This window comes from Halorubrum sp. CSM-61 (assembly GCF_003781945.1).
Taxonomy (GTDB): domain Archaea; phylum Halobacteriota; class Halobacteria; order Halobacteriales; family Haloferacaceae; genus Halorubrum.
This window is the reverse complement of sequence record NZ_RJJW01000002.1, coordinates 157091-176688: the sequence shown is the minus strand read 5'-3', so window position 1 is coordinate 176688 and position 19598 is coordinate 157091. Positions and strand designations below refer to the sequence as shown.

17 protein-coding genes are annotated in these 19598 nt (G+C 70.9%); 12 read left to right on the top strand and 5 right to left on the bottom strand.

Annotated elements, in window-relative coordinates:
- Positions 1-37 precede the first annotated feature (37 nt).
- Positions 38-1024, bottom strand: coding sequence for a bile acid:sodium symporter family protein (locus EDM04_RS04010; RefSeq protein WP_123619868.1), 987 nt, complete (start codon positions 1022-1024; stop codon positions 38-40).
- 65 nt (positions 1025-1089) lie between these two features.
- Positions 1090-2232: an ATP-binding protein gene (locus EDM04_RS04005; RefSeq protein WP_123619867.1), complete on the bottom strand. Its 1143-nt coding sequence runs from the start codon at positions 2230-2232 to the stop codon at positions 1090-1092.
- 371 nt (positions 2233-2603) lie between these two features.
- Here EDM04_RS04005 and EDM04_RS04000 point away from each other — a divergent pair, with 371 nt between their 5' ends.
- From EDM04_RS04000 to EDM04_RS03985, 4 genes are all read left to right on the top strand, one after another.
- The gene (locus tag EDM04_RS04000) at positions 2604-3869 is read left to right on the top strand and encodes a dicarboxylate/amino acid:cation symporter (protein WP_123619866.1); all 1266 of its coding nucleotides are present in this window, start codon (positions 2604-2606) and stop codon (positions 3867-3869) included.
- Positions 3870-4063: 194 nt separating this feature from the next.
- On the top strand, positions 4064-6361 hold the full coding sequence (locus tag EDM04_RS03995; RefSeq protein WP_123619865.1) for a type II/IV secretion system ATPase subunit: 2298 nt from the start codon (positions 4064-4066) through the stop codon (positions 6359-6361).
- Positions 6358-8319 carry a type II secretion system F family protein gene (locus EDM04_RS03990; RefSeq protein WP_123619864.1) on the top strand — a complete coding sequence of 654 codons (1962 nt, stop codon included), beginning with the start codon at positions 6358-6360 and terminating at the stop codon, positions 8317-8319. Before EDM04_RS03995 ends, EDM04_RS03990 begins: the two co-directional genes overlap by 4 nt.
- Before the next feature lie 71 nt (positions 8320-8390).
- Positions 8391-8621, top strand: a complete 231-nt coding sequence (locus EDM04_RS03985) for a hypothetical protein (protein WP_123619863.1) — start codon at positions 8391-8393, stop codon at positions 8619-8621.
- A gap of 158 nt (positions 8622-8779) precedes the next feature.
- Here EDM04_RS03985 and EDM04_RS03980 read toward each other — a convergent pair whose 3' ends face one another.
- The 3 genes from EDM04_RS03980 to EDM04_RS03970 all read right to left on the bottom strand — a co-directional run bounded on the left by EDM04_RS03980 (position 8780) and on the right by EDM04_RS03970 (position 11720).
- Entirely contained in the window at positions 8780-10129 is a 1350-nt protein-coding gene (locus EDM04_RS03980) for a PD-(D/E)XK nuclease family protein (RefSeq protein WP_123619862.1), read from the bottom strand.
- 106 nt (positions 10130-10235) lie between these two features.
- Entirely contained in the window at positions 10236-10562 is a 327-nt protein-coding gene (locus tag EDM04_RS19100; RefSeq protein ID WP_394338975.1) for an HNH endonuclease, read from the bottom strand.
- A gap of 366 nt (positions 10563-10928) precedes the next feature.
- The gene (locus EDM04_RS03970) at positions 10929-11720 is read right to left on the bottom strand and encodes an SDR family NAD(P)-dependent oxidoreductase (RefSeq protein ID WP_123619860.1); all 792 of its coding nucleotides are present in this window, start codon (positions 11718-11720) and stop codon (positions 10929-10931) included.
- 388 nt (positions 11721-12108) lie between these two features.
- Between EDM04_RS03970 and EDM04_RS03965 the strand changes: the two genes are divergently transcribed.
- From EDM04_RS03965 to EDM04_RS03930, 8 genes are read left to right on the top strand one after another with little or no spacing between them, the layout of a single operon-like run.
- A complete protein-coding gene (locus EDM04_RS03965) occupies positions 12109-13173 on the top strand; it encodes a nicotinate-nucleotide--dimethylbenzimidazole phosphoribosyltransferase (protein WP_123619859.1) in 1065 nt (354 codons plus the stop codon).
- The gene (locus EDM04_RS03960; protein ID WP_123619858.1) at positions 13170-14492 is read left to right on the top strand and encodes a cobyrinic acid a,c-diamide synthase; all 1323 of its coding nucleotides are present in this window, start codon (positions 13170-13172) and stop codon (positions 14490-14492) included. The genes EDM04_RS03965 and EDM04_RS03960 overlap by 4 nt, the downstream gene beginning before the upstream one ends.
- 5 nt (positions 14493-14497) lie before the next feature.
- Positions 14498-15556 (top strand): CobD/CbiB family cobalamin biosynthesis protein, encoded by a 1059-nt coding sequence (locus EDM04_RS03955; protein ID WP_123619857.1) that lies wholly within the window; start codon positions 14498-14500, stop codon positions 15554-15556.
- Positions 15547-16341: an adenosylcobinamide-GDP ribazoletransferase gene (gene cobS, locus EDM04_RS03950; protein WP_123619856.1), complete on the top strand. Its 795-nt coding sequence runs from the start codon at positions 15547-15549 to the stop codon at positions 16339-16341. The genes EDM04_RS03955 and cobS overlap by 10 nt, the downstream gene beginning before the upstream one ends.
- Entirely contained in the window at positions 16341-17039 is a 699-nt protein-coding gene (locus tag EDM04_RS03945; protein WP_123620172.1) for an NTP transferase domain-containing protein, read from the top strand. The genes cobS and EDM04_RS03945 overlap by 1 nt, the downstream gene beginning before the upstream one ends.
- A complete protein-coding gene (locus EDM04_RS03940) occupies positions 17036-18109 on the top strand; it encodes an aminotransferase class I/II-fold pyridoxal phosphate-dependent enzyme (protein ID WP_123619855.1) in 1074 nt (357 codons plus the stop codon). Before EDM04_RS03945 ends, EDM04_RS03940 begins: the two co-directional genes overlap by 4 nt.
- Entirely contained in the window at positions 18102-18839 is a 738-nt protein-coding gene (locus EDM04_RS03935) for an adenosylcobinamide amidohydrolase (protein WP_123619854.1), read from the top strand. The genes EDM04_RS03940 and EDM04_RS03935 overlap by 8 nt, the downstream gene beginning before the upstream one ends.
- Positions 18836-19591 carry a cob(I)yrinic acid a,c-diamide adenosyltransferase gene (locus EDM04_RS03930; RefSeq protein WP_123619853.1) on the top strand — a complete coding sequence of 252 codons (756 nt, stop codon included), beginning with the start codon at positions 18836-18838 and terminating at the stop codon, positions 19589-19591. Before EDM04_RS03935 ends, EDM04_RS03930 begins: the two co-directional genes overlap by 4 nt.
- Positions 19592-19598 lie beyond the last annotated feature (7 nt).

Here is a 19598-nt window from a genome sequence, read left to right as displayed (position 1 = left end):
GCGCGCGGAACAAAAGGCCGCGGGTCGGTTCCGGAATTCAGTCGGCGCCGACCGCCGGCTCGTACTCCGAGATCGGCTCGCCGTCGATCCGGGTGAACAGCGTCGCCAGCGCCGGTCCCGAGACGTTGTGCCAGACGCTGAACAGCGCCGGGATCAGCGCCGTGATGGGGTCGAAGAAGGCGGTCGCGAGCGCGACGGCCAGCCCGCTGTTCTGGAGGCCGACCTCGAAGGCGCACGCCCGGGCGCGGTCCTCGGCCATCCCGGTCAGCTTCCCGACCCCGTAGCCCGCGCCGAGGCCGAGCCCGTTGTGGAGGACGACGGCGACGGCGACCAGCGCGCCCGCGGTGAGGATGTTCTCGACGTTGAGGCCGACGACGGCGGCCACGATGGCGACGATGGCGACCACGCTGACCGCGGGGAACACCGAGAGCCCGACCTTCGCCGCGGTCGGCGCGTAGCGGTCGAGGAGGAGCCGGAGCGCGAGCCCCGCCACGACCGGCACCAAGACCACCCAGACGATCGTCTCGGAGAGCTGCGCGAAGGTGACGGAGATCTGCTCGCCCGCCAGGGCGACGATCCACGCCGGCATCACGAGCGGGGCGGCGATCGTCGTCACCGTCGTGATCGTCACCGACAGCGCCACGTCGCCGCGACCGAGGTACGTCATCACGTTCGAGGCGGTGCCGCCCGGCGCCGCGCCGACGAGGATCAGCCCAATGCCGACCTCCCACGGGAGCCCGAGGGCGACGACGAGCGCGTACGCGAGCGTCGGCATCACGAGCCACTGCGCCGCGGCGCCGATCGCCACGTCGCGCGGGCGCTCCACGATGCGCTTGAAGTCGTCGGGCGTGAGCGTCAGTCCCATCCCGAGCATGATGATCCCCAAGAGCGGCGTGATGTACTCGGCGATCGGCGTGAACGCCGACGGCGCGTACAGCGCGGCCGCGGAGGCGACGAGGACCCAGAGGACGAAGTACTTGCTCGTGAACTGTCCAACCCGTTCGAGCCGGTCCAGCGTGCTCATCTCGTCGGGGTTCGCCCGACCGGGTGAAAGGGCCTGCAGTTCGGGCAACGTTCTCCGTCTGTCTCTCAGCCGGGACCGTCGCCTTCGGTGTCTCCGTCGCCCCCGACGATCTCGTCGCTCGCGGGCACCCCCTCCGTCCCCTCGACGCGCTCGAACCGGATCGCGACGACCTGACCCTCGGCGGTCGACTCGAACGCGAGGTCGGCGTCGGATCGGTCTGCGACCCACTGTGCGAGCCACAGGCCGAGCCCGTCCGTGTGGCGCATCGAGGTCTCGTAGCCGCGCCGGAGGGTCTCGACCGTCTCCTCGGGGATCCCCGGGCCGTCGTCTTCGACGCGGAGCGCGGCGCCGCCGTCCACGCGGCGGACCGAGACGTCGATCCGCCGCGAGTCGCCCTCGTTGTGCACCACCGCGTTCTCGATCACCTCCGACGCGAGGACCTCTGCGAGCGGGTGCGCCCGCACCCGGCACGCCTCCGCGTCGGGGACGTCGAACTCGGCGTCGGGGTGTTCGGCCCGGAGCCGCTCGACCACGCCGTCGACGACTTCGACGAGGTCCACGACCGCCTCCACGTCCTCGTGGGCGCCGTCGGTGCCGATCACCGAGCCGATGTGGCGGGCGTGCTCGCTGACGGTCAGCAGTCGGTCGACGTTCTCCTCGACGACCGCGGCGCTCTCCTCGCCGCCGTCGGCGCGCTCGCTGAGGAGCTCCACCCGCCCGCTGACGACCGTCATCGCGTTCCGGATGTTGTGTCGGAGCACGCGGTTCAACACCGTGAGCTGGTCGTTCGCCTGCTCCAACTGATCCTGCGTGCGCTGCTGTCGCGCGTCCGTCAGCCCGAACGCGAGCCCGAACACCGACCCGACCGAGGCCGCGCCGACGATGACCACGAACGGTCGCTCCGGCGGCGGTCCCTGGCTCATCTCGTAGGCGACGAAGAGCAGCGCGACCGCGCCGAGCGTCACCGCCCCTAGCGCGCTCCAGCCGGTGATACGGAGGGTGTACGTCGGCGAGAGTGGGGACCGGGCGACCGGCACCGTCGCGGCGACGACGAGCGCGCTGCAGGCGATGGGGACGAGCGCGCCGGTCACGATCGCGGCCGGGTCGCTCATCGCCGACAGCGATGTCAGGTGGTATCCGAGGGGAACGAGGCCGACGGCCGCGAGCAGCCCCAGCTCCCCGACGTTCCGGATCCGTGTCGTCCGCATTAGTGTCGACTCGTCGTCACCGGGGTTTAACCGTTCGCGGTTCGGTATCAACTCGGAGAATCGGTGACGGCGAGAGGGGATTCGGAGACGGAGATCGGTCGGGTCCGACACGCCGCACGGGGAGCGACGACCGCCGCGTTTGCCGGTTCCGGTGACGGTCCGACTCTCAACCGGACCGATTTCGACTCGGGATCTCCGGCGACTCGATCCCCGCCGACGCGGCCATCGGCTCCGCTTCCGGCCGTTCGCCGGCCGGCTATCCGCGTTTCGATGACGAACTTCCCATCGCGGTCTCCGGAAGCGGCGTCACAGGTCTCTTCAAGTGCGGTCCGTAACGGAGGCGTTTCCCCCCTCGATCACTATCCGTCGGCATGGCCAGTCTCACCGGATCGCTGTGGCGTCGATACCGATCGGTACCGCTCATCTATCGCATCGCGCTCGCGTTCCTCCTCGGATCGCTCGCCGGCGCGGTCTTCGGCGAGCGGATGACCGTCGTCGAACCGTTCGGCGACCTCTTCTTGCGCCTGCTCAACATGCTCGTCGTCCCGATCATCGTCTTCACGCTGCTCACCGGGATCAGACAGCTCTCGCCGGCGAAGCTCGGGAAGATCGGCGGCGCGACGGTCGGGCTCTACGCGGTAACGACGACGCTCGCCGGGCTGATCGGGCTCGCGGTCGCGAACCTGCTGCAGCCGGGTCGCGGCGTGGAGTTCACGGGCGGCGAGGCGCAGTCGCAGGCGCCGCCGTCGCTGACCGAGGTCGTCCTCGGGATCGTCCCGAACAACCCGGTGGCCGCGATGGCCGACGGGAACCTGCTCGCGACGGTCTTCTTCGTGATCGTGTTCGGCATCGCGCTCACCTACGTCCGGGCGCAGAAACCGGAGCTCGGAGACCAGGTCGACGGCGTGTTCGAGGCGTTCGAGATCGGCGCCGAGGCGATGTTCGTCGTCGTCCGCGGCGTGTTGGAGTACGGGGTCATCGGCGTGTTCGCGCTCATGGCGGTCGGGATCGGCACCGAGGGCGTGGGCGTGTTCTCCTCGCTCGGCGCGCTCGTGTTGGCGGTCGCCGTCGCGGTCGTCGTCCACATCTCGTTCACCTACCTGTTCGTGCTCATGCGCGTCGTCGCCGGCGTCTCTCCGATCGCGTTCCTCCGGGGGGCGAAGGACGCGATGGTCACCGCCTTCGCGACGCGCTCCTCCAGCGGGACGCTCCCCGTGACGATGACGAACGCCGAGGAGGCCCTCCGGATCGAAGAGCGGGTGTACTCGTTCGCGCTCCCCGTCGGCGCCACCGCCAACATGGACGGCGCCGCGATCCGGCAGGCGATCACCGTGATGTTCGCGGCCAACGCCGTGGGACAGCCGCTCGCGCTCACCGAGCAGCTCCTCGTGTTGGTCGTCGCCGTGCTGATCAGCATCGGGACCGCGGGCGTCCCGGGCGCCGGGCTCGTCATGCTGACCGTCGTGTTGAGTCAGGTCGGCCTCCCGCTGGCGGTCGTCGGCTTCGTCGCCGGCGTCGACCCGATCTTAGGCCGCATCGCGACGATGAACAACGTCACCGGCGACCTCGCGGTCGCGACCGTGGTCGGCAAGTGGAACGACGCGATCGACTTCACCGAGGGCGTGTGGGCTCGGTAGGGGGATCGGCGTCGGAGGCGGATGCGGCGCGTCCGAACCGGGCTATTTGCGCGTATATTTTCGAACGCTGAAATTACCTGTCTCTGACAGAAAACAACGCTTAAACCGACCCGTCGGCCACCCGCCGATCGAACGATGACGCGGAGACGGGACGCCGACGCCGCGACGAACCGAGCGACGCGGGGAGCCGAGCCGTGAGCGACGGGCCGACCCTCCGGATCGTCGACGACGCGGACGACGACCCGGGCGGCGCGGTGCCCGCGCCGGTGCCGCCGGACGACCCCGAGGCGTGGTACGCGCCGGACGTGCGGGCGCAGTACGAGTCGGAGCCGGGGGTCGTCGCCACCGTCCGCGAGCGCGACGGCGGCCGGTTCGGCTACGACGTGCGCGAGCCGCCGCTGTCGGCGGGCGACGAGGTGGCGCTGGAGCGCGTCCGCGACCACTTCTCCGGGGTGCGCCACCGGCGACCCCTCACGCGGGTCGGCGTGAACGAGCGCGCAGAGGCGGGGTTCGAGCCGAAGTACGAGCGCGCGCTCGACCGGCTGCTCGACGCGAGCGCGGCGGCGCGCCGCCGGATCGATTACCACGCCTTGCGCGACCTCCGGCTCCTCGGCGACGTGACGCCGCTCGCCTTAGACGACCGGATCGAGGTGGCGGACGTGGGCGACGAGCGCGAGCTGGTCGTCCACACCGAGACGTTCGCACCCTTGGAGACCGGCGTCGACGTCGACGCGGAGTACGTCGAGCGGGTCGCCGCCGAGCGGCTCGCCCGGTACGCGGTCGGCTTCGCCGGGCTCTCCGTCGAGGTCGTCGTCGCCCGCGAGCGGCTGCTCGGCTCCGACGCGTTCGAGACGAAGTACGCCGTCCGCGAGCCCGACCTCCTCCCGGGCGACGAGGCGCTGATCGAGGAGTGCAAGGAGCGCATCTGGGAGACGACCGTCAACGGGGTCGTCGACGACCGCGAGGCGTTCGTCGCCGAGCACGCCCGGCGGTTCCTCTCGCGGCGGCTCACCGCGCGCAACACCCGCGCGTGGCTCGGCGCGGCGGCCCACCGCGCCCGCTCCGCGCTGGCCGACCGGGGGCTCGCGGCCCCGCCGATCGACTCGCGGTACGCCCACGACCGGCTCGACGACCTGGCGTACTACGTGCTCCGCGACTTCGTCGGCGAGGGGATCTTAACGGTCCCGATCCGCGACCCGAACTTAGAGGACGTGGAGGCGAACCGCGTCGGCGAGCGCGTGAAGGTGGTTCCCCGGACCTCGATCTTGGAGGGGGCCGGGAACGACGCCGGCGACGGCGGGCGACGCGTCCCGACCAACCTCGCGTTCGACGACGAGACCGCGTTCGTCAACGTCGTCACCGGCCTGGCGGCCCGCGACGGCACCGAGCTCAACGCGTCGACGCCGTCGGCGAAGGTGAACCTCGACGTCGACGGCGTCGACGAGACGATCCGGTGTGCGGTGGCGCTCCCCGTCATCTCCGAGGGCGGGCCGCACGTCTCGATCCGGAAGCAGAGCGCGGACGCCCTGACGCCCGTCGATCTGGTCGATCGGGGGACGCTCTCGCCCGACCTGGTCACCCTGCTGTGGCTGCTGTACGAGCACCGGGGGACCGTCCTCTTCGCCGGACCGACCGGCGTGGGGAAGACGACCCTCTTGAACGCCCACACGCCCTTCATCCCGTTCGACGACCGGCCGGTGTCGATCGACGAGGGGTCCCGCGAGGTCCGGCTCCCGCACGAGACCGGGGTGTCGCTCACGACGCGCGACCACGAGGACGCGTACAAGGCCGTGAGCATGTCGGAGCTGATGGCGGAAGCGAACTACCTCAACCCCGACGTGGAGGTGATCGCCGAGATCAACACGCCCGCGAGCTTCGAGACGTTCGCGGAGACGCTCAACACGGGCCACGGCGTGATCGGCACCACCCACGCCGAGGACGTGGAGGCGCTCGTCAACCGCGTGATCGAGCGCGGGCTCCCCGCGTACCTCCTCCGCGAGGTCGATCTCGTCGTCTTCCCGCGGCAGGTCGACGGCGAGCGCTACGTCTCGCGGGCGGTCGAGCTGCTCTCCGAGGCGGAGTACGAGGCGCTCGACCCGGAGGCGAAACGCAGCCCGACGGGGAACCCCAAACACGGCGGCGCCGGCGTCGTCGACAAGGGGACCGAGACGGTGTACTACAACACGGTCGCGTGGCGCGACGCCGGCGGCGAGTTCCGGTTCTCGGGCGCCCCCGAGACCGGCGGGTCGACCGTGCCCGGCGGTGACGGTCCCCGGCTCCACGCGTTCGCTCGCGTCGCGGACAACACCGACCGCGACGTGGCCGCCGTCGAGTCCGAGTTCGCGTCCAAGCGCCGGTACGTCGAGTACCTCGTCCGCGACGGGATCGACGACTTCGACGCGCTGTTCGAGTTCCTCGCGGACCTCCGGACCGACGAGGCGGCGACCGTCGAGCGCGCCGCCCGCACGGCGGACGGGGAGGGGCGACCGTGAGCGGGGACTCGCGGACCCGGACCGACGCCCCGGGCGGCCGCCGCGCCCTCGACGCGGCCGAGGCAGACGGGTTCGCGCGGGCCGGCGGCTCCTCGGTGGTCGACCGCGTGCTGTACGCCCTGTTCGCGCGCCACGCGGGCGACCGCCGGCACGACGCCGACCGGAAGCGGTACCGCGGCACCGCGCTCGACACGGGGTTCGAGACGTACCTGTCGCGGGTGTACGGGCTCTCGTGGGTCGCCTGCGTCGCCGTCGTCGTCCCGGCGCTGATCGTCGCCGCGTCGATCGTTCCGGGCGTGCTCGCGGCGGCCGACGCCCGGATCGGCGCGCGATCGCCGGTCCCGATCGGGTCGCTGTCGGCCGACCGCGTCGCCCTCGTGGCCGCCGCCCTCGCCGGGCTCCTCGCGAAGCGCGCGACGGTGCGGCTCGGCGGCCTCCACCTCCGGTGGCTCACGGCGACCCGGCGGACCGACATCGAGCGGACCCTCCCGTCCGCGGTGCGCTACCTCGAACTGCTCGCGGCCGGGAGCGACGGCCCTCGCGAGATGGTCGAGAAGGCCGCCGCCAACGACGCGTACGGCGGGACCGCGGCCTCGCTGCGGAAGGCGATCAACGCCGCGCAACTCGCCGGGAGCCTCGACGAGGGGCTGCGTCGCGTCGCCCGCGACACGCCCTCGCGAGAGCTGCTCGCGCCGTTCCTGCTGAAGTTCCGCAAGCACGCGGCGACCGGCGACGCGGCGCTCGCGGAGTACCTGCGGACGGAGCGCCGAATGTTAGCCCACCGGCAGGACCGGGCCCGGAAGCGCGCGCGGCGGTTCTTAGAGCTGCTCACGGAGCTGTTCGTCGTCGTGTTGGTGTTGCCGGCGCTGCTCGTCATCGCGGCGACCGCGCTCACGGTCGTCGTCCCGGAGCTGCTCCCGCCGGTCGACACCCCGGTCGGGGTGGTGCCGACGCGGGCGGTCGTCCTCTACGGCGCCGTCGCCTTCCTCGTCGCCATCGGGCTCGTCGGCGCGGTCGCGGTCGGCACGCTCCGCCCGCCGAACCAGCGCGCGAGCTACGACCTGCCGGCGACCCCCCGCGGAATCCTCGCCTCGGCCGGGCACAATCCGGCAAGCGCCGCGGTCGTCTGCGCGCCGCCCGCCGCGCTGCTCGCGGCCGCGCTCGCGTTCGAGGGGTACACCCTCGTCAACGTGGGGCTGCTCTCGTACGCCGCCTTCGCGCTCCCCGTCGGCGCCGTCGCGGGGAGGCGCACCCGGATCGACGACGCGAAGGACCGCGAGCTGGCGGACTTCGTCCACGCCGTCTCGGGCCACGTCGCGCGGGGGCGGCCCTTCCCCGCGGCGGTCGAGGCGGTCGCGCGCGACGCTGACCTCGGCGTGCTGGACGACGACGTGGCCGACCTCGCGTTCGCGCTCCGGTCGACGACGGCGACGGGGCGGTCCGACGGGGAGTCAGAGGGTGCCGCGGACGTCCGCGCGGCCGCGATCGACCGGTTCGTCGACCGCGTCGGGACCCCGCTGGCCGAGGGGACGCTCGGGCTCGTCACCGACGCCGTGAACGCCGGGAGCGACGCCGACGCCGTCTTCGAGACGCTCCGGATCGAGGTCGGGCGGCTCTACAGCGAGCAGCGCGCGCTCCGCTCCTCGATGCACCCGTACGTCGCGGTCGGCTGGGCGGCGGCCGCGCTGGTCGCGGCGGTCGTCGCCGTCGTCAACACGCAGGTGATCGACGCCGCGCGGCTCGCCGACCTCGCGGGCGCCACCGATCTCGTGACTCAGCCGGAGACCGTGCTCCCCGACCTCGAACGCTTCCGCCTGTACGTCGTCACGCAGGCGACGATGCTCGCGTCGGGCTGGTTCGCGGGTACCGCCTCCCGCGGGCGCTACGCCGCGCTGTTCCACTCCGGGCTGCTCGTGGCGATCTGCTACGCGGTGTTCACCGCGGGCGGGCTGGCGTAGGGGTGTCACCGACGTCGATCCGGAACCCCGGAACGGCAATCCTTATCAAATTCTCCGAAAAACCGTCGCTCATGGCTGGCCGGTACGGAAACCTGGACTATCCGAAGATCACCAAACGCGGCGTCCTGTTCGGGCTCGGGCTGTTCCTGATCGGGGTCGTCGGCGAGGCGTACATCCACGTGACGGGCGCGCAGGTGCCCGGTTGGGAGGAGCGGCTCCTCCTCAATATGGAGTTCCTCGGGACCGCGATCGCGCTCGTCACCCCGTTCGTCTTCGGGATCTTCCTCCCGCTCACCGAGTAGGCGCGGGGAGGTTCGCGACCCCGGATCGGATTCCGCGTCGCACGTCCGGTCGAACCCGGACGGGGAGCGACCAATACGGCTCCGTGGAAATCCTACTCTTCAGACATAGACAACCTGAAACGGCTGGTTAATGGTACGTGCCAATTGCACGATTTCTCTTAGAGGAATACATCATTCTGAATCGTGTCTTCGTATAGACGGTCGATCATCTCGACCAATGCTGGGTTCGACAGTGCGCCTTCATTGAGTGCACGAGCTAACGCATGCAAGTACGCGTCAAAGAATCCGTCGTGACGCTCCACTTCAATTTCGTATTCTCCGCGTATGATGTTTGACTTGTTTCCAGTCATGGTGAAGTTTGTTGCCGAAAGTGCCGATTCAATTTCAGTCGTTGCTTCTGTAATACGCTTTGCGAACCCATTGTAGAAGTCTTCGTGCCCAGATGGCGCGTTCCGAACGTACACGACAAGTGTCCGATCGCCGACCGCTGTTTCCCGATCCCATTCAAGACGATGCAGAAATCCCACTCTTGCATTCGGTTTCGGTGTTTTCGTTATCGGCTGTCCAGTATCCAATCGCTGCCACCACTCACGAGGGAATATCCATGACCAATCTGGGCTCCCCTGTCGGAATGTCCATTGCCGTTGTTTCCCTGAACCCATCTTCAACTCTACGGCAGCATACTTGTCGGACACGTCTGAGTCATTATCAAGCGTTGCCGTCTCTATGGTATTTGCTAATCGCGTCCCCCATGTCTGTTGAAACTCAGTCCATGCGTCATCGAATGCTGCTTCAATTTCCGTGATCACATCATGGTGTTCAACGTACTGTTCTACCATTTCTCGCTGGTTTTCTTGGTATTCTGTCATGGTGAGTTCGCTCCGAACTGTATCCGCGAAATCTTTCAGCTGTGCCGTAGTTCGTGCAGGGTATGCATCGTAACTCGCCGCCAGAAAAGCCTGCAACTCATCGACAAACCACTCCCATGAAACATGAGCGAACTCATTCGCGGTCGGCGGCGACGCCGCTTCCGGCGCTAAAAAGACGTAATGATGGCCCTCCGCCGGCATGTCATCTTTCGCAAGCCCAATGCCATTAAACGAATCCACGCTCACGTACCGATCAGTCTGGTCATGACCCTCTGAAGCGTGTACCTTCAGTTCCCAACAGATGTACCACTCCTCAGGTACCCACATAATGACGTCCGGAATTCCGGCGTCCGTCGTCACCTCTTGTGCGATCCGAATGTCCTCAATTTCGAACCGTGAAAACGAGAACTCCATATCCATTCTCTCAGCTAAACCGGACAAGACATGTTCTAATACCGCGTGATCAAGACCATGTGGTGCCTCAGGAGTCAGGAAGTGTACGAAGAACTGCTGCCAAGCGCGTTCCTGGGTACTCCGATTGAGCACTTGTAACGTTGTTGGCGGTGGCTCCTCTGTCTCTGGTAACCTATCCAGCTTCTGTCGCAGAGCCGCTAATTCACGCCCAATACTTTGGCTCATACATCACAATCATGGACAATCAAAATCAAACTACCGCCAATTGACCTCCCAACCCCGATGAATTGCTGTATCCCTACCCACATACTGGATAGGATTTATTGAATTTTTACTTGGTGTCGCACACGATGGTTCGGAGTTCATCGAGCAATTCAGTATGTTCCTCGACAAGATTCTTCATTTGCTGATGTGCCAGTGTGTGGCAATCGTTACAAAGAGTGACAAGATTATCCGGATGGTTTGGGCCACCCGCTGAAAACGGAACGATATGGTGGAGCTGAAACCCAGCTCCGTTCTCGCTGCCTGCTGCGACTTTGATATTACATCTCTGGCATCGATTGTCATCTCGATCCAGAACAGTTTGACGGGTCGATTTGCCAAGACTTCGTGACTCTGCGATACTTTCTGCGTGAATGAGGGCGTGGTGAGCTTTCATCCCTGGTTCGCTTGCAAACACCTCACCGCACATCGGACATTCGCATGGGTTGTCCTGATCAACGAGACTCTCACCGTGCGCAATCGTGTGGTGAGCCTTCATATCGATATTACGCGCGAAATCATCTCGCCCGCACGTTGGACATGTATGCTTCGTCATTATCCGACTCTGTGGTTCCAAAGACATCTCACGGCTGTATAAGTATAGAGACGTTACCACATATTGATCAGTTTATCTCCTGTATTGACCGAATCCGTTCTCTCGCGAGAGTCTACGGAGCACGATCCGGAAGTCCGTCCGATTGCGCCGATCGTCGAGCCGAATACTGATCACCGTGACGCGTACCGGAGCGCCCGCCTTCCGGTCTCACCGAGCCGTCCACCCGCCGTCGGCGGCGAGCGTCTCGCCGGTGACGAAGCTCGCCACGTCGCTCGCGAGGAAGGCGACCGGGCCCGCGATCTCCGTCGGGTCGGCGAACCGGTCGAGCGGCGTCCGGTCGAGGATCGACTGCCGAAGTCGCTCGTTCTCCTGTAACGTCTCCGTGAGGTCGGTGGCGACGTAACCCGGAGCGACCGCGTTCACCCGCACCTCCGGCGCCCAGTCCATCGCCGCGCTCTTCGTGAGCCCGACCAGCCCGTGTTTCGAGGCGACGTACGGGTGCTGTCTCGGCAGGCCGACCTCGCCCGCCACGCTGGCGACGTTGACGACGCTCCCCTCGGCCTCCTTCAGGTGCGGACCGGCGGCCCGGAGGGTCCGGAACGCCCCCCGCAGGTTCACGTCGAGGACCGAATCGACCGCGTCCGACTCGATCTCGCTTGGATCGCCGAGCGCGTCCCCCAGGTTGAACCCGGCGTTGTTGACGAGGACGTCGAGGGAACCGAACTCGTCGACGGTCTCGTCGACCAGCGCGGCCACGTCGCCGTCGTCGGTCACATCGGCGGTGATCCCCCGCGCCTCGACGCCGAGATCGCGGGCCTCGTCGGCGACGGTCTCGACCTCGGCGGCGGTCCGCGCCGAGGGGACGACCGTCGCCCCCGCGGCGGCCATCCCGAGGGTTATCGCCCGCCCGATCCCCCGGCCGCCGCCGGTGACGACGGCGACGTTCCCGGAGAGGTCCGGGAGGGCGTCCTCCGGCGTCGGGCGGGCGTCGCCGGTCATGCTCCGCCCCCTTCTCCGGATTCGTCCGGCAGTCGCCGTCGCTCGATCGCCGGGCGGCTTTCCGAACCGGTCTCGACGTCTCCGGTTCCATACTGCTTGATTTTCACACTCGGACCGTCGGTTTCCATTATCACTACCCGTTAGCGAATGTCAGATTTATATGTGTGGGAGTCGTTCGCATATTTCTCCGTCCTCGACTGTCAGCAGGCCGGCGCTCGCCTCACGGTCGCATCGGCGGGGGATGCCGTCCGCCGGGCTCCGGTCCCGATCGATTAAAGTCCGCTTGTGCTAACCAACTGCTAGTGGTTGTCAACGATCGGGCGGGAGACGGACGCGATCGACCGTCCCGGAAGACCGACGGATCGGAGCGGCGAGCCGGAGGTGCGGCGTGACCGAGGTGATCCTCGCGGTCGTCGCGGGGACGACCGAGACCGCCGCGGTCGACGGGATCAGCGCCGCGGGCGCGGACCCGGAGCTGCGGAGACACACCCCGAGCGCCGACCTCGAGATCGTCGCCGACGGGCGGCCCGCGCCCGGCTCGGCCGTCCCCGTCAGCCCCTCCGGCTGTCCGACCCCGGCCGTCGTCACCCGCGCCGCGCGCGAGCTCGTCGGGTTCGACTTCGTCGGGGTCGACGCGGGGCTCGCGGTTCCGACGGCGCCCTCGAAGGCGCCGGTCCTCGACGCGGGCGCCGCGCCGGGCGGCGACGTGCGTGACCCGGAGCCGGTCCCTGACGCGGCGGGGATCTTCGAGGCGGCGCGGGGACTGGCGGCGGAAGCGGCGAGGGGCGGGGAAGCGAACGCGTCCGGAGGCAGTGACGGATCCGACCCCGAGCTCCTCGTCGCCGAGACGATCCCCGGCGGCACGACGACCGCGCTCGGCGTCCTCACCGCGCTCGGCGAGCGCCCGGCGGTCTCCTCGTCGCTGCCGGCGAACCCCCTCCGGACCAAGCGCGCGGTCGTCGAGGAGGGCCTGGCCGAAAGCGGGATCGCCGCCGGCGACGCCGCGGGCTCTCCGATCGACGCGCTCCGGCTGATGGGCGACCCCGTGCTCGCCGCGGCCGCCGGCCTCGTCGTCGGCGCGGTCGAGCGCGGGATCGACGTGACCCTCGCCGGCGGGACCCAGATGGCGACGGTCGCCGCGCTCGCGCGGCACGCGGGCGTCGATCGCCGACTCCCGCTCGCGACCACCTCGTTCGTGGCCGGCGATCCCTCCGCCGACGTGGGCGCGCTCGCTGACGACCTCGACCTGCGACTGGCCGCGACCGACCCGGCGTTCGGCGAGAGCGACCACCCGGCGATGGCGGCGTACGCCCGCGGCGAGGCGAAGGAGGGCGTCGGGATGGGCGGGGCGCTGGCGCTCTCCGAACGCGCCGGCGTCCCCGCGGGCGACGTACGCGACCGCGTGGCCGAGATCACCGACCGCCTGCTGGCCGAGAAGGAGCCCTCGCCATGAGGGGATTCGTCCTCGGCGGCACCGCCTCCGGCGTCGGGAAGACGGTCGCGACGCTCGCCGCGATCCGCGCGCTGGAGAACGCGGGACATGCGGTGCAGCCGGCGAAGGCCGGCCCCGACTTCATCGACCCGAGCCACCACGAGCGCGCGGCCGGGCGCCCCTCGCGCACGCTCGACCTGTGGCTGCAGGGCGAGGACGGCCTCCGCCGGAACTACGCCCGCGGCGAGGGCGACGTCTGCGTCGTCGAGGGCGCCATGGGGCTGTACGACGGCGACGGGTCGAGCACCGCCGCGGTCGCCGAGGCGCTCGACCTCTCGGTCGTCCTCGTGGTCGACGCGAGCGCGGGGATGGAGAGCGTCGCGGCGACCGCGCTCGGCTTCCGGACCTACGCCGACCGGATCGGCCGCGACATCGACGTGGCCGGCGTGATCGCCCAGCGCGCGCACGGCGGGCGTCACGCCGACGGGATCCGCGAGGCGCTGCCGGACGAGATCGCGTATCTCGGCCGGATCCCGCCGAACGACGACCTCGAAGTGCCGGACCGCCACCTCGGGCTCCACATGGGCGACGAGTCGCCCCTGCCCGACGACGCGCTCGACGAGGCCGCGGATGGGCTCCGGGTCGACCGGCTCGTCGATCTCGCTCGGGAACCGGCGGGCGGGGCGGGCGTGGTGAACGCGGCGGAACCCACGGACGAAGTCGCTCCCGCCGACCGCCCCCGCGTCGCGGTCGCCCGCGACGACGCCTTCCGGTTCGCGTACCCGGCGACGGTCGAGCGCCTCCGCGAGCGGGCGACGATCGAGACGTTCGCTCCGGTCGCGGGCGACGCGCTCCCGCCCTGCGACGCCGTTTACCTCCCCGGCGGCTACCCGGAGCTTCACGCCGCGGAACTGGCGGCGAGCCCCGCGCTCGACGATATCGCGAGCGCGGCCGCCGAGGGGACACCCGTGCTCGGCGAGTGCGGCGGGCTGATGGCGCTCGCGGAGTCGCTGACGACCGTCGAGGGTGAGACGCACGCGATGGCGGGCGTCCTCCCGGCGGACGTGCGCATGCGCGACCGGTATCAGGCGCTCGACCACGTCGAGCTGCGGGCGACGCGGGACGCGCCGACCGCCGCCGCGGGCGCGACCCTTCGGGGTCACGAGTTCCACTACTCGGAGGCCGACGCCGCGAGCGACGCCCGGTTCGCGTTTGAGGTCGAGCGCGGGAGCGGGATCGACGGGGAGCACGACGGCCTGATCGAACACCGAACGCTCGGAACGTACTGCCACGTCCACCCGGAGAGCGGGGCGTTCGACGCGTTCCTCGACGGATTGTAACCGCGATGACGACCGCGCTCCCTCTCATCCCCCCGTTCGCTCCCCTCGCCGCGCTGGGGATCGCGGTCGCGATCGACCTCGCGCTCGCGGAGCCGCCGGCCCGGGTCCACCCCGTCGCGCTGTTCGGGTCGGTCGTCGGCCGGTTCGACCGGTCGTGGTCGCACCCTCGGCTCGTCGGCGTCGCGGTCGCGGTCGGGCTCCCCCTCGCCGCCGCGGCGGTCGGGGGCGGGGTCGTCGCGGCGGCCGCGTCCGTTCGTCCCGCCCCCTCCGTCCTCCCTGTCGCCGTCGCCGGCGCGATCCTCTTTACGACCGTCAGCCTCCGGATGCTGCTGGCGACGACCGCGGAGGTCGTCGACCTGACCGAGACCGACCCGGACGCGGCCCGAGAGTCGGTGCGGGCGCTCGCGGGCCGGGACGCGACCGACCTCTCGCCGGCCGACCTCCGGAGCGCGGCCGTCGAGAGCGCGGCCGAGAACCTCGCCGACGGCTTCGTCGCGCCTCTCGGCGGGTTCGCGCTCGGGGCGGCGGTCGGGATCGCGGTCGGCCCGACGGCCGGGGTCGCGGTCGGCGGTTCCGGAGTCGGCCTCCCGCTCGCCGCGGGGGTCGCCGGCGCGGTCTGGGTGAAGGCCGTCAACACGCTCGACTCGATGCTCGGCTACCGCTCGAAGCCGGTCGGCTGGGCGAGCGCGCGGCTCGACGACGCCGTCATGTTCCTCCCGGCCCGCGCGACCGCGGGGTGTCTGGCGCTCGCGGCCGGACCGGGCGGATCGGTCGGGACCCTCCGCCGGGCGGCCTCGTGGGCGCGGGAACCGGAGTCACCCAACTCCGGGTGGCCGATGGCGACCGGCGCGGCCGCGCTCGACGTGCGACTGGAGAAGCCCGGGCACTACGTCCTCAACCCGGGCGCGAGCCCGCCGAGCGTCACCGACGCGGAGCGGGCGGTCCGGCTCGTCGGCGTCGCCGGCGGGGTCGCGGTCGCCCTCGCGGCGGGGTGGCTGGCGGCGGTCGGGTGGCTGACGGCGGGGTGGATCTCGACTCCCGCGGGGGTGATCGGATGGTTCTGACCGCGCTCCGCGGGGCGATCGGCTTCCTCACCCGGATCCCGGTCGGCCGCGACGAGACGGCGTGGGGGGCGTTCGCGCGATCGCCGTGGACGTTCCCGGTCGTCGGCTACCTCGTCGGCGCGCTCGTCGCCGCCCCGTTGCTGCTCGCCGCGCCGCCCGCGTCGGTCCCCGCCCCCACGGTCGCGTTCGCGTTCGTCCTCGCCGTCTACGCGGTCACCGGGATCGGCCACCTCGACGGCGCGGCCGACCTCGGCGACGCCGCGGCGGTCCACGGGGACCGCGAGGAGCGCCGGCAGGTGCTGAAGGACTCCGAGCTCGGCGTCGGCGGGACCGTCGCGCTCGTGCTCGTCGTGCTCGGGCTGGCGACAGCCGCGCTCGGACTGATCGAGGTCGGGGCCGCGTCGACCGCGGAGGGCGGAGGCGTCCCCCTCGCCGCGCTCGGGGTCGTCGTCGCCGCCGAGGTCGGCGCGAAGGCCGCGACCGCGACGCTCGTCTGCGTCGGCGACGCGCCCCACGAGGGGCTCGGCTCGGCGCTGACCGGCGAGTCGTCGAGTCGGGCGGCGCTCCCGGTCCTGGCGCTGGCGGCGCCCGCCGCGCTGCTCGCGTGGCCGCGGGTCCTGCCGGGGCTCGCCGCGCTCCTCGCCGCGCTGGCGACCGCGGCGCTGGTCCTCCGGTGGTCCCGCCGGCGACTCGGCGGCGTCTCGGGCGACGTGCTCGGCACGACCACCGAACTCGCGCGGGTCGCCGCGCTGCACGCGGGGGTGATCGCGTGGACGCGCTTCTGATGTGCGGCGGCCGCGGTACCCGCCTCGGCGGCGAGACGGAGAAGCCGCTCCGCGAGGTCGCGGGGCGGCCGATGGTCGACCGCGTCCTCGACGCGCTCGCCGAGAGCCGGATCGACGAGGGACACGCGGTCGTCTCCCCGCACGCGACGCGGACGCGGGAACACCTCGCCGACCGGGCGAGCGAGCTCCCGTCGCTGTCGGTCGTCGACGCCCCCGGGAACGGCTACGTCGCCGACTTACAGCACGCGATGGAAACGGCCGACGCGGGCGGAGATCCCCTGTTGACCGTCGCCGCCGACCTCCCGCTCCTCGACGGAGCGGCGGTGAACGCGGTCCTCGACGCGGCCCGCGCCGCCGACGGCGACTCGCTCACCGTCTGCGTGCCGGCGTCACGGAAGCACGAGCTGGGCGTCAGCGCGGACGCGACGACCGAGATCGACGGCCGCGAGATCGTTCCGGCCGGGATCAACGTGGTGGGCGGCGGGGCGGGCGACGGAAACGGGAGGGACGCGGAGGACGACGGCTCCGCGGACGACGACAGCGACGGCGACGCCGGCGCGGTCCATCTCACCGACGACGCCCGGCTCGCCGTCAACGTCAACTACCCGTCGGACGTGCGGATCGCAGAGCGGCTGCTGGCGGGCGATCCGGAGGAGCCGCCGGCCGACGACTCGGACCGACACCACACCGACCCATGAACCTCGACACCGCGCTCGGCGTCGACCGCGAACCGCACGGCAGCAGCGACGACCCAGACCTGCTGGACTTCTCGGCGAACACCAACCCCGAGGTCCCGCCGGGCGTCGAGGAGGCGTACCGCGAGGCGTTCGTGGCGGCGCGCTCGTATCCCGCGGAGCCGCCCGAAGCGTTCCGCGAGGCCGCCGCCGACTACGTCGACTGCGATCCGGTGGCGGTCGTGCCGACGCCGGGCGGGCTCGCCGCCATCCGGGCCGCGGTCGCGCTCGCGGTCGACCCGGGCGACACCGCCCTGCTCCCCGCGCCGAGCTTCGGCGAATACGCCCGCGAGGTTCGACTGCAGGGCGGCGAGCCCGCCTTCGTCGCGGCCGACGCGGTCCTCGACGCCGACCCGGCCGACCACGCGCTCGCGGTCGTCTGCGCCCCGAACAACCCCACGGGAACCGACTACGAGCACGGGGAGCTGGAGCGGTTCGCGGCGCGGTGCCGCGCGGCCGACACGCCCCTGCTCGTCGACGAGGCGTTCCGCGGATTCACCGATCGCCCCTCGCTCGCGGGAGCTGAGGGCGTCGTCGTCGCCCGATCGCTGACGAAGCTGTTCGGGCTCCCCGGGATCCGGACGGGCTTCGCGGTCGCGACGGGCGAGTTCGGCGCGGCGTTGGAGTGCGCCCGGCGCCCGTGGAACGTGAGCGTCCCGGCGCTCGCGACGGGTGCGCACTGCATGCGGCAAGAGGAATTTATAAGCGAAACCCGCGAGCGCGTCCGCACGGAGCGGTCGCGGATGGCCGCGGCGCTCGCGGAACGGTACGACGTGACCCCCTCGGAGGCGCCGTTCCTGCTGCTCGACGTGGGGGAGGCAGAGGGCGGCCGGTCCTTCGAGCGGATTATCGCGGACGCCCGCGACCGCGGCGTCGCGGTCCGGGACGCGACCACCTTCCGCGGGCTCGACTCGCACGTCCGCGTCGCGGTACGCCGACCCGCCGAGAACGACCGGCTGCTCGCGGCGCTGGACGTGGGCGAGGGCGATCCGACCGGCGCGGAAGCGACCGACCCGGAGGGCGACGATGTTTGACGCGACCGTCCGCGAGGGGGTGCTCCGCCTGCGCCGCCCCGAGACGCGCTGGCTCTCGACCGGCTGGGGCGGCGGCCGATCGCGGGCCGACGCCGCCTACAACGTCTCGGTGCCGGAGGGGTTCGATCGGACCGACCTCGGCGCGTACCGCGACGAGCGGCTGGCCCACGCCGAATTTAAAAGCGAGGGCGCCCCGCCGACCCTGTTCACCGGCGTGTCGATGGCTCACGTCCGCGGCGCGCGCTTCGGGCCGGTCGTCGCGTACGCGACCGTCGGGCTGTCGAACCCGGCGACGCTGCCGATGGAGCCGGCGGGCGCGACGAACGACGACGCGGGCGACCTCAACTGCAACGCCGAGGCGGCGACGGACGACCCGCCGCGGCCCGGCACGGTCAACCTGACCGTCGGCACGACCCGCCGGCTCGCGGACGGCGCGGCGGCGAACCTCGTCGCGGTCGCGGCCGAGGCGAAGGCCGCGACGCTGCTGGCGACGGCGGACGTGCCGGGGACGACGAGCGACGCGGTGGTCGTCGGCGACGACCCGACCGGGGAGCCGGCGGCGTTCTCGGGCAGCGCCACCCCGGTCGGCGCGGCGGCCCGCGTCTGCGTCCGGGACGCGGTCCGCGCGAGCCTGCGGTCGCGGTACCCGGACGGCGAGTACCCCGGTCCGCCGGCCGACGCCGAGCACGGCGTCGTCTCCGACGACCGGGCGGAGGTCTTCGAACCATGACAACTGATAACACTGACGCCATCGACGACGCGGCGGCACCGAGCGACGAGACCACGGCGGAACCGACCGAGAGCGACGACCGGGCGGCGAACCGGGCGCGCACCCCCGGCGGCGGCGTCGCCCCCGAACCGGAGCCGATCGAGCCGGCCGCGCCCGAGGAGTTCGGGCTCGTGCAGGCGTGGTGGGGCGACGGCAAGGGGAAGACCACGGCGGCGATGGGGATGGGCTTTCGAGCCGCGGGCCACGGCTACCGCGTCCACATGCTCCAGTTCATGAAGGGCGGCGCCGACAGCGTCGAGGGCGTCAGGGGAGAGTACAACGCGATCGCCGCGATGCCCGGTTTCTCCTACGAGAACGCGGGCCACTACGGTTGGCACGGGCTCCTCGACGGCTCCGGCGACGACGAGCACGCGGCGAAGGCGGAGGCCGCCTTCGAACGCGCGGAGGCGCTCGTCGCGGGCGCCGCCGACGCGGACCTGACCGACCCCCTCCCGCTCGACGACGACCCCGACGAGGGCGTCCACATGCTGATACTCGACGAGGTGTTGTACGCCGCCGACCGCGGGCTCGTCGACCCCGAGGATGTCGTCGCGCTCGCGGAGTCGAAGTCCGAGAACCTCGAACTCGTCCTCACCGGGAGCCACGACGAGCCCGACTACCTCGACGGCGTGGCGGACCTGATCACGAACGTCCGGAAGGAGGCTCACCCGTTCGATGCGGGCCACCGCGCCCGGCGGGGGACGGAGTACTGAGACCGTG

What these genes read in the sequence shown, in the direction of transcription:
- EDM04_RS04010 (WP_123619868.1), bottom strand. Translation starts at nt 1,024, where the DNA reads ATGAGCACGCTGGACCGGCTCGAACGGGTTGGACAGTTCACGAGCAAG.
- EDM04_RS04005 (WP_123619867.1), bottom strand. Translation starts at nt 2,232, where the DNA reads ATGCGGACGACACGGATCCGGAACGTCGGGGAGCTGGGGCTGCTCGCG.
- EDM04_RS04000 (WP_123619866.1), top strand. Translation starts at nt 2,604, where the DNA reads ATGGCCAGTCTCACCGGATCGCTGTGGCGTCGATACCGATCGGTACCG.
- EDM04_RS03985 (WP_123619863.1), top strand. Translation starts at nt 8,391, where the DNA reads ATGGCTGGCCGGTACGGAAACCTGGACTATCCGAAGATCACCAAACGC.
- EDM04_RS03980 (WP_123619862.1), bottom strand. Translation starts at nt 10,129, where the DNA reads ATGAGCCAAAGTATTGGGCGTGAATTAGCGGCTCTGCGACAGAAGCTG.
- EDM04_RS19100 (WP_394338975.1), bottom strand. Translation starts at nt 10,562, where the DNA reads ATGAAAGCTCACCACGCCCTCATTCACGCAGAAAGTATCGCAGAGTCA.
- EDM04_RS03970 (WP_123619860.1), bottom strand. Translation starts at nt 11,720, where the DNA reads ATGACCGGCGACGCCCGCCCGACGCCGGAGGACGCCCTCCCGGACCTC.
- EDM04_RS03960 (WP_123619858.1), top strand. Translation starts at nt 13,170, where the DNA reads ATGAGGGGATTCGTCCTCGGCGGCACCGCCTCCGGCGTCGGGAAGACG.
- EDM04_RS03955 (WP_123619857.1), top strand. Translation starts at nt 14,498, where the DNA reads ATGACGACCGCGCTCCCTCTCATCCCCCCGTTCGCTCCCCTCGCCGCG.
- cobS (WP_123619856.1), top strand. Translation starts at nt 15,547, where the DNA reads ATGGTTCTGACCGCGCTCCGCGGGGCGATCGGCTTCCTCACCCGGATC.
- EDM04_RS03945 (WP_123620172.1), top strand. Translation starts at nt 16,341, where the DNA reads ATGTGCGGCGGCCGCGGTACCCGCCTCGGCGGCGAGACGGAGAAGCCG.
- EDM04_RS03940 (WP_123619855.1), top strand. Translation starts at nt 17,036, where the DNA reads ATGAACCTCGACACCGCGCTCGGCGTCGACCGCGAACCGCACGGCAGC.
- EDM04_RS03935 (WP_123619854.1), top strand. Translation starts at nt 18,102, where the DNA reads ATGTTTGACGCGACCGTCCGCGAGGGGGTGCTCCGCCTGCGCCGCCCC.
- EDM04_RS03930 (WP_123619853.1), top strand. Translation starts at nt 18,836, where the DNA reads ATGACAACTGATAACACTGACGCCATCGACGACGCGGCGGCACCGAGC.